This is a genomic window from Streptomyces sp. rh34, assembly GCF_002551245.1.
GTDB lineage: Bacteria > Actinomycetota > Actinomycetes > Streptomycetales > Streptomycetaceae > Streptomyces.
Genome location: NZ_NTGZ01000301.1, coordinates 1 through 8,404, shown reverse-complemented (window position 1 = coordinate 8,404; position 8,404 = coordinate 1). Strand labels below are relative to the sequence as shown.

Here is an 8,404-nt window from a genome sequence, read left to right as displayed (position 1 = left end):
GACCTCGACGGGTACGGACTCGCCGGTGAGCATGGAGGCGTCCACGGCGGAGGAGCCCTCGACCACGGTCCCGTCCGTCGCGATCTTCTCCCCGGGACGCACGGCGAAGCGATCACCGACGACGAGCGTGTTCGCCGGGACGCGGACCTCCCTGCCGCCCCTGAGTACCGCGACGTCTTTGGCTCCCAGGCCCATCAGCGCCCGCAACGCAGCCCCGGACCTCCGCTTGGCACGGGCCTCCAGATAGCGGCCGAGCAGGATGAACGTGATGACCCCGGCCGCCACCTCCAGGTAGATCGTCGAGCCGGCGTCGGCGCGCGAGACGGTGAGGTCGAAGCCGTGGCGCATGCCGGGCATGCCCGCGCCGCCGATGAACAGGGCCCACAGCGACCAGCCGAACGCGGCGAGCGTGCCGAGCGAGACCAGCGTGTCCATCGTCGCCGCGCCGTGCCGGAGGTTGGTCCAGGCGGCACGGTGGAAGGGCAGGCCGCCCCAGACGACGACGGGCGCGGCGAGGGTGAGGGACAGCCACTGCCAGAAGTCGAACTGGAGGGCCGGGACCATCGCGAGCAGGACGACGGGGACGGCGAGCGCGGCGCAGACGACGAGGCGCTGCCGGAGCGCGCCGACGGAGGCGTCCTGCTCCGCCGCGGCGTCCCGGGCGGCGAATTCCGGGGCGGGCTCCGGGGCCGGGCCCGCGGCGGCATCGGCGCCCGGGCTCGTGGCGGTGTCCATGACGGTGTCCGTACGGCGGGCCTCGTCGGCGTACGGGTCGGCGTACGTGTCCGGGGCGGCGGCCGAGGGGGCGAGGGCCTCGGCTTCTGCCGGTGCCTTCCGTTCCGGCTGTGCGACGGGACGGGCCGTGTAGCCGGTCCTCTCGACCGTGGCGACGAGGTCTCCCAGCTTCAGCCCTTCGCCGAAGGTGACGCGGGCCTTCTCGGTCGCGTAGTTCACCGTGGCGGTGACGCCGTCCATGCGGTTGAGCTTCTTCTCGACGCGGGCCGCGCACGAGGCGCAGGTCATCCCGCCGATCACGAGTTCGGCGTGGGAGGCGTCGGCGGCCGGGAGGCCGCCTGCTGCTGTGCTGGCCATGTCCGGAACTCCTGTAGCAACGCAGATCGGGCCGTACTCCACCAGTATCGACTGGTGGGGTACCGCCCGACGGCCCGCGGGGTGCTGCTGCTCCGGACCGGCCTTCAGGCGGCCGGGCCGAGGAGCTCGTACCCGGCCTCGTCGACGGCGGCACGGACGGCGTCCTCGGCCAGCGGGGCCTCGGACGTGACGGTGACCAGGCCGGTGGCGGCGACGGCGGCGACCGAGGTCACGCCCGCGATCCCGGAGATCTCCTCCGACACGGAGCCCTCGCAGTGGCCGCAGGTCATGCCCTTGACCTGGTAGACGGTGGTGACCGGGCCGGGCTGCTCGATCTGCACGTCGGCCGCACCGTCGTGGCAGGAACCGGTGGGCGTGCAGCAGGAACCGGTGGCCTGGGGGGTCTCGGTCTCGGCGGTCATGACGTTCTCCTCTTCGCGAACACGTTTCGGCGGTGTGGCGGGGCGCAGGGGGTCGCGGAGGACTCCCCGGCATCCCGTCACTTTCATACTATACCCCTAGGGGGTATCAACGCGACCCGGTGGTGCCGCGTGCCGGTCCGGTGGTCGCCTACGGTGCGCGCGGGGCCCGGTGCGGCGCGTCGTCGCCGACCAGGGGGTCCAGGTAGCGGAACATGATCGTCTTCAGCTCCTGGACGTAGGCCGCGCGCTCCTCGCCCTCGTGGGCCATGATCAGGTCCAGTCCGGCCTTGAAGAGCATGAAGGCCATGTCGGCGATGCGGTGGACCTGGGCGGCCGGTACGTCCGGGAGGTAGTCGGCGAGCACCGATTCGACCCGCGTCAGCATCGTGGCGTGCAGCGTGTCGTGCTCCTCGGTGATCCGGCCGGGGATCTCCGAGCCGTGCATCAGGACGGAGAAGGCCGGGTTCTCGCAGTTGAAGGCGATCAGCGGGTCGAGGATGGCGTCCAGCATGCGGTCGAGCGGCAGCTCGATATGGCTCTGCGTGAAGGCGGCGCCGTAGGTGTCCCGCCAGCGGTTGAGCAGCTGGTCGCCCAGCTCGACGGCGATGGCCTCCTTGTTCGGGAAGAACTGGTAGAGCGTGCCCGGCGACACTCCGGCCTCGCGGGCGATGGCGTTGGTGCTCGACGCGGTGTAGCCGCTGGTGCAGAAGACGCTGGCGGCGGCCCGGAGCAGTTGGGCGATACGGGCCTCGCCGCGGGCCTGGCGGCGGCGCGGACGGGTGGGCCCCGGCGTTCCGTCGGCCGCGCCGGCGGTGGATCCGCCGTCCGCTCCGTCCGCCGCGGCGCCCTTGGTGGCTCTGGCCTCCGACACGGTCAATCCCCAGCTCTCGTGATGCGGTTGACAAACACGAATGATCGCTCGCATTCTGGTGAAACGCGAGCGACTACTCGTGTTTGCCGGGTAAGTGGCAACGATCGACCCATGCTGCCTTGTGCCGCCCGGGTCTCGGTGAAGGGGACACCGCACCATGTCCGAAGTCAACCGTTCCGCCCCGCCGCCGGCCGGCGGCTGGACCCGGTTCGTCACCGCCCGGCCGCGGCTCGCGCTGCTGGCCGCGCTGGTGATCACCGCGCTCGCCGTGTTCGCGGGGAGCGGGGTCGCGGACCGGATGGGCAGCGGCGGCTGGCAGGCCCCCGACGCCGAGTCGACCTACGCGACCGAGGTGCTGGCGCGGGAGTTCCCCGCCTCCCAGCCCAACCTGCTCCTCCTGGTCGACAGCGGTTCCGCGACCGTCGACGACCCGGCGGTGACCGCCGAAGCCGCCCGCCTGGTCGAGCGGCTGAGGGCGGAGCCGGGGATCTCGGGCATCGGGTCCTACTGGGAGACCGCGTCACCCGCCCTGCGCTCCGAGGACGGCCACGAGGCGGTCATCGCCGCCCGGATCGGGGGCGACGAGAAGACCGCGGGCGAGACCCTCGACCGGATGGCCCCCGCCTTCGCGGGGGAGCGGGGGCCGGTGACGGTCTCCCTCGGCGGGCCCGTCGCGGTGCAGCACGAGATGCAGACGATCATCCAGGAGGATCTGCTGCGGGCCGAGCTGATCGCCCTGCCGGTGACGCTCGTCCTGTTGGTCATGGTCTTCGGCAGCGCCGTCGCCGCGATGCTGCCGCTCGGTGTCGGCATCGTCGCCATCCTCGGCACCAACGCCGTGCTGCGGGGGCTGACGGAGTTCACCGACGTCTCGGTCTTCGCCATGAACCTCACCACCGCGCTCGGCCTCGGACTCGCCATCGACTACGCCCTGTTCATCGTCCGCCGTTTCCGCGAGGAGCTGACAGGCGGCGCGGATCCCCGGACCGCGGTGGGCACGACACTGCGGACCGCCGGGCGTACGGTGCTGTTCTCGGCGCTGACCGTGGCGGTGTCCCTGTCGGCCATGCTCGTCTTCCCGCAGTACTTCCTGCGGTCCTTCGCCTACGCGGGGATCGCCGTGGTCCTCCTGGCCGCGGCCGCCGCACTGATCCTGCTGCCCGCGGCCCTCGTGCTGCTCGGCCACCGGATCAACGCGCTGGACCTGCGCCGGCTGTTCCGCCGGAAGGAGGCGTCCTCCGCCGACGGTGCCGTCACGTCGCCCGGCCGGGGATGGGCACGGCTGGCCGCGCTGGTGATGCGCAGGGCGCCCGTCTTCGCCATCGTCACCACCGTCGGGCTCCTGCTGCTCGGACTGCCCTTCCTGGGCGTCAAGTTCGGCACGGCGGACGACCGCCAGCTGCCGGCCTCGGCGCAGTCCCGGGTGGTCCAGGAACACATCCGCGACGGGTTCCCCGGCAGCCCCGGCGGCGGCCTGGAGGTGCTGGCCGAGGGGCAGGGATCCCCCGCCGACTACGCGACCCTGAAGGACCGGATCGAGCAGCTCCCCGGCGTCCTGCGGGTCGACGGTCCGGTCACCGGGGACGCCGTCGCCTACTACAGCGTGCTGCCCGAGGGAGAAGTCGTCGGCGAGGAGACCCAGCGGCTCGTACGGGACCTGAGGGCCGTGCCCTCCGCCCCCTCCCTGGACACCTCGGTGACGGGCGCGGCGGCGGTCCTCGTCGACTCCAAGGGCGCCATAGCCGACCGGCTGCCCTGGGCGGTGGGGATCATCGTGGTGGTCACCCTGCTCCTGGTCTTCCTGCTCACCGGCAGTGTGCTCATCCCGCTCCAGGCGGTCGTGCTCAACGCCCTCAGCCTGACCGCGATGTTCGGAGCGGTGGTCTGGGTCTTCCAGGACGGCAATCTCTCCGGGCTGCTCGCCTTCACCAGCACGGGCGACATAGAGACCACGCTGCCCGTCCTGATGTTCTGCGTCGCCTTCGGACTCTCCATGGACTACGGGGTCTTCCTGATATCCCGGATCAAGGAGGAACACGACCGCACGGGCGACCACGAGCACTCCGTCACCTTCGGGCTCCGGCACACCGGCGGACTGATCACCGCGGCCGCCGTGATCCTCGCGGTCGTGATGGTGGCCATCGGCACCTCCCGGGTCACCAACACCAAGATGCTGGGACTCGGCATCGCCCTCGCCGTCCTGATGGACGCCATGGTGGTGCGCGGTCTGCTGGTCCCCGCGGTGATGAAGCTGATGGGCCGCTCCACCTGGTGGGCCCCCGCGCCCCTGCGCGCCTTCCACCGCAGGTTCGGCCTCAGCGAAGGGGACACGGCCCCGGCCGGCGCCGCCGCTCCGCAGGCTCCGGGCGATCGGGCCGGCCCCACGGAGGCGGAGCCCGGGCCGGATGCGGCGAAGCTCGCCGAACCGGCGAGACGCTGACAGGCGCCCCGGGGCGCGAGGGCGGGAAAGCCGTTCGGAAACAGCCCTCGGGGAGGCCGGGAACACCCCCGGAGCGGGCTCTGGTGGGCCTGCCGGACACCGAACGGGTGGACGTCGGGGGACCGCCTCCCGACCCGTCCCGGAAGGCGCCACAAGCTTGCCGGCGGCATCGGTGAAAGGTCGCTGACCTGGGATTTCGTGCTCCGGTTGCCTAAAATTACCCCATCGGAAAAGGGGGCCCGGATGGACCGGAACGTGACCACGACGGACGATGTGCTGGCGCTGATGGACGGGCTGTTCGCCCCGGGAGCGGACCGGTGGACGGCCGGCGGGGCGGCCTGGTGGGACGACTTCTACGCGGACCGTTCGAAGCCGGTGCCGTTCTTCGTGGACAAGCCCGACGAGAACCTCGACGCGTATCTCCGCCAGGGACTGATCACCCCGGGCAGGGCACTTGAGCTCGGCTGCGGCCCCGGCCGTAACGCACTGCACCTGGCCTCGCTCGGCTTCGACGTCGACGCGGTCGACCTCTCCCCGGGGGCGCTCGCCTGGGCCCGGGAGCGGGCCGAAGAGGCAGGGGCCCGCGACATCCGGTTCCACCGCGGTGACGCGTTCGCCCTGACGGCGGCAGGGGCCGCCCTGGACGGCCCCTACGACCTGATCTACGACTCCGGCTGCTTCCACCACCTGCCGCCCCACCGGCGCATCAGCTATCTCGCCCTCCTGGAGCGCTGCCTCGCGCCCGGCGGCCACTTCGCGCTCACCTGCTTCGCCGCCGGGGAGGGCGGGATGGGTTCGGAGCTGCCGGACGCCGAGCTCTACCGGGCGGGCGGTCTGCAGGGCGGACTCGCCTACTCGCCCGAGGCGCTGCGGCAGATCTTCTCCGGCCTGACGGAGATCGAGCTGCGCCGTATGAACGACGAGGGGCCCCAAGCCCCGCTCTTCGGGGAGTCGTTCCTCTGGACGGCCCTCTTCCGGGCGCCCGCCCGGAAATGACGGGCCCGGACCGTGCGGGCGGGGCCGCCGTGCGAGGAGGGATCAGCGGCCCCGGTTGCGGGGGCGGGAGGCGACCCAGGCGCGGACGGTGTCTCCGTACCAGTACGGCTTCCCGTTCTTCACCTGGTCGGGCGGGGGCAGGAGCCCGTGCTTGCGATAGGAGCGGACGGTGTCCGGCTGGACCTGGATGTGCGCGGCAATGTCCTTGTAGGACCAGAGCGTTCCGTCGGTCATCAGTGACACCTCTCAGCGCTTCGCTGCTCTGCTGCGCTCCGCAGCACAGGCGGACGATCACTCAGCCTGTGCTCGGTTGAACGACCCCGGACGGCAGGCGGCGTGGGGCTGTCGACCGACTGTGACAGAAACCCCACGCAACCGAGATATGTGTGCCGAAACGGTTACTGCTGTGGCAGAAGGGATGAACCGGCTCCGGTGACGCCGGGCGCGGTCGTTGTCCGACCCGGCTGCCACGATGGAGGCCATGAGCACTTCCGAACGCCCGATGCCCCCGCTGGTCGCCGACGAACGTACCTCCCTGGAGAGCTGGCTCGACTTCTACCGCGCCACCCTCGCCCAGAAGTGCGCGGACCTGTCCGATGAGGGCCTGCGCGAGGCGTCCGCGACGCCCTCGCCGATCACCCTGCTCGGACTGCTCCAGCACCTGGCGGAGGTCGAGCGGAACTGGTTCCGCCGCGTGCTCGCGCAGGAGGACGCCCCGCCGCTCTTCGCCCCTCCGGCCGGCGGCGGGGACGGAGCCGAGGGCCGTGACGGCGGCTGGGATCTCGCCGAGGACTCCACCTACGAGCAGGCGCTCGCGCGATGGGAGGCCGAGGTGGCAACGGCCCGGCAGAACTGCGCGGTCCGAGCGCTCGACGACACCAGCCCGTTCATGGGCGCGCAGGTCACGCTGCGGTGGATCTACACCCACATGATCGGCGAGTACGCCCGGCACTGCGGCCACGCCGACCTGGTCCGCGAACGCGTCGACGGACGCACGGGAGTCTGACCCCGCGCGGCCGGAGGCGACCCGGGGCCCCGGAGGGCCAAGGAGCTCTCAGGCCGTGGCGCCGGGCCTTCCGCAGGAGCGGAGGAACTCCCGGGTGCGGCGGGCGATGGGCAACGGCTTGTCCGGCGGACACGGATACATGTCCTGCTCCACGATGGCGAACAGGTCGACGTCCAGGGCCCGGGCCGCGTCCAGGACCGGCCCCAGGGCGGGGACCCCGCCGGGCGGCTCGCACATCACGCCCCTGGCCACCGCCGGGCCGAACGGCACCTCGTCCGCCACCACCGTCGCCAGGATCTCCGGATCGACCTGCTTGAGGTGGAGGTAGCCGATGCGTTCCCCGTACGTCTCGATGAGCTTGACGCTGTCGCCGCCGCAGTAGGCGTAGTGCCCGGTGTCCAGGCAGAGCGAGACGAGGTCCGGATCCGTGGCGTCGAGGAAGCGGTTGACGTTCTCCTCGGTGTCGATGTGGGTGTCCGCGTGCGGGTGCACGACGATCCGCAGCCCGAACCGCTCCCGGACCTCCCGGCCCAGCCGCTCCGTCTGCGCGGTCAGATCACGCCACTGCGCGGGGGTGAGCACCCGGTCCTCCAGCACCTCGCCCGTCTTGTCGTCGCGCCAGAAGGAGGGGATGACGACCAGGTGTTCGGCGCCCATGGCCCGGGTCAGCCCGGCGATGTCCGCGACATGCGCCCACGTCCGGTCCCAGACGTCCGGGCCATGGTGCAATCCGGTGAAAACGGTCCCGGCGGAGACCGTGAGCCCCCGGCCGCGGGTCTCGTCCGCCAGCCGGGACGGGTCGGTGGGCAGATAGCCGTACGGGCCGAGTTCGATCCACGCGTACCCGGCCTCGGCCACCTCGTCGAGGAAGCGCTGCCACGGCACCTGCCGCGGGTCGTCGGGGAACCACACACCCCAGGAGTCGGGGGCCGAGCCGATACGGATGCGGTCCGAGGAGCGGACGGAGGGGGTCATAACGCCCAGCCTCAGGGCCCGTGCGGAAGAGTGTCAAGGGTTCGTCCGAATGTCCGGACAAAATGTTGACAGGGTTCCCGGGAGGGGACTAGACCTGGGACCAGCCGGCCACCGGTGGGTCGAAGGGATGGGCATGCCTGAGCCGTACGACGTGATCACCATGGGGCGGATCGGGGTGGACCTCTACCCGCTGGAGGTCGGGGTACCGCTCGCCCGCGTCGAGACGTTCGGCAAGTTTCTCGGCGGCTCCCCGACGAACGTCGCGGTGGCGGCGGCCCGGCTGGGGCGGCGGACGGCCGTGATCACCCGGACCGGACAGGACGCCTTCGGCGCGTATCTCCACCAGGAACTGGAACGGTTCGGCGTGGACGCCCGCTGGGCGACGGCCGTGGAGGAGTATCCGACCCCGGTCACCTTCTGCGAGATCTTCCCGCCGGACGACTTTCCGCTCTACTTCTACCGGCGGCCCAAGGCCCCCGATCTGGAGATCCACGCGCCGGATCTCGACCTGGACGCGGTGCGCGACGCCCGGATCTTCTGGATGACGGGCACCGGACTCAGCGCCGAGCCGAGCCGCTCCGCGACCCTGGCCGCCCTCGCGG

Annotated in this window: 9 protein-coding genes; 4 read left to right on the top strand and 5 right to left on the bottom strand. The window is 71.7% G+C overall.

Annotated elements, in window-relative coordinates:
• The 3 genes from CR470_RS33165 to CR470_RS33155 all read right to left on the bottom strand — a co-directional run.
• Positions 1-1,092 (bottom strand): heavy metal translocating P-type ATPase (locus CR470_RS33165; RefSeq protein ID WP_143663925.1); only part of this gene is annotated, 1,092 nt, incomplete at its 3' end.
• Positions 1,093-1,196: 104 nt separating this feature from the next.
• On the bottom strand, positions 1,197-1,514 hold the full coding sequence (locus CR470_RS33160) for a heavy-metal-associated domain-containing protein (RefSeq protein ID WP_097871160.1): 318 nt from the start codon (positions 1,512-1,514) through the stop codon (positions 1,197-1,199).
• 148 nt (positions 1,515-1,662) lie between these two features.
• Complete coding sequence (locus tag CR470_RS33155; protein ID WP_097871162.1) at positions 1,663-2,385, bottom strand: TetR/AcrR family transcriptional regulator; 723 nt, start codon at positions 2,383-2,385, stop codon at positions 1,663-1,665.
• Between the two features lie 157 nt (positions 2,386-2,542).
• Here CR470_RS33155 and CR470_RS33150 point away from each other — a divergent pair, with 157 nt between their 5' ends.
• Entirely contained in the window at positions 2,543-4,825 is a 2,283-nt protein-coding gene (locus tag CR470_RS33150; RefSeq protein ID WP_097871159.1) for an MMPL family transporter, read from the top strand.
• Positions 4,826-5,068: 243 nt separating this feature from the next.
• Entirely contained in the window at positions 5,069-5,821 is a 753-nt protein-coding gene (locus CR470_RS33145) for a class I SAM-dependent methyltransferase (protein WP_097871158.1), read from the top strand.
• 42 nt (positions 5,822-5,863) lie between these two features.
• Here CR470_RS33145 and CR470_RS33140 read toward each other — a convergent pair whose 3' ends face one another.
• Complete coding sequence (locus CR470_RS33140) at positions 5,864-6,055, bottom strand: helix-turn-helix transcriptional regulator (protein ID WP_097871157.1); 192 nt, start codon at positions 6,053-6,055, stop codon at positions 5,864-5,866.
• Between the two features lie 247 nt (positions 6,056-6,302).
• Here CR470_RS33140 and CR470_RS33135 point away from each other — a divergent pair, with 247 nt between their 5' ends.
• Entirely contained in the window at positions 6,303-6,827 is a 525-nt protein-coding gene (locus CR470_RS33135) for a DinB family protein (RefSeq protein WP_179892454.1), read from the top strand.
• Between the two features lie 48 nt (positions 6,828-6,875).
• Here CR470_RS33135 and CR470_RS33130 read toward each other — a convergent pair whose 3' ends face one another.
• Positions 6,876-7,802, bottom strand: a complete 927-nt coding sequence (locus CR470_RS33130; protein ID WP_097871156.1) for a sugar phosphate isomerase/epimerase family protein — start codon at positions 7,800-7,802, stop codon at positions 6,876-6,878.
• Positions 7,803-7,935: 133 nt separating this feature from the next.
• On the opposite strand from CR470_RS33130, the gene CR470_RS33125 reads away from it, so the two are divergent.
• The coding region (locus CR470_RS33125; protein ID WP_257138997.1) for a PfkB family carbohydrate kinase at positions 7,936-8,404 on the top strand (469 nt) is incomplete at its 3' end.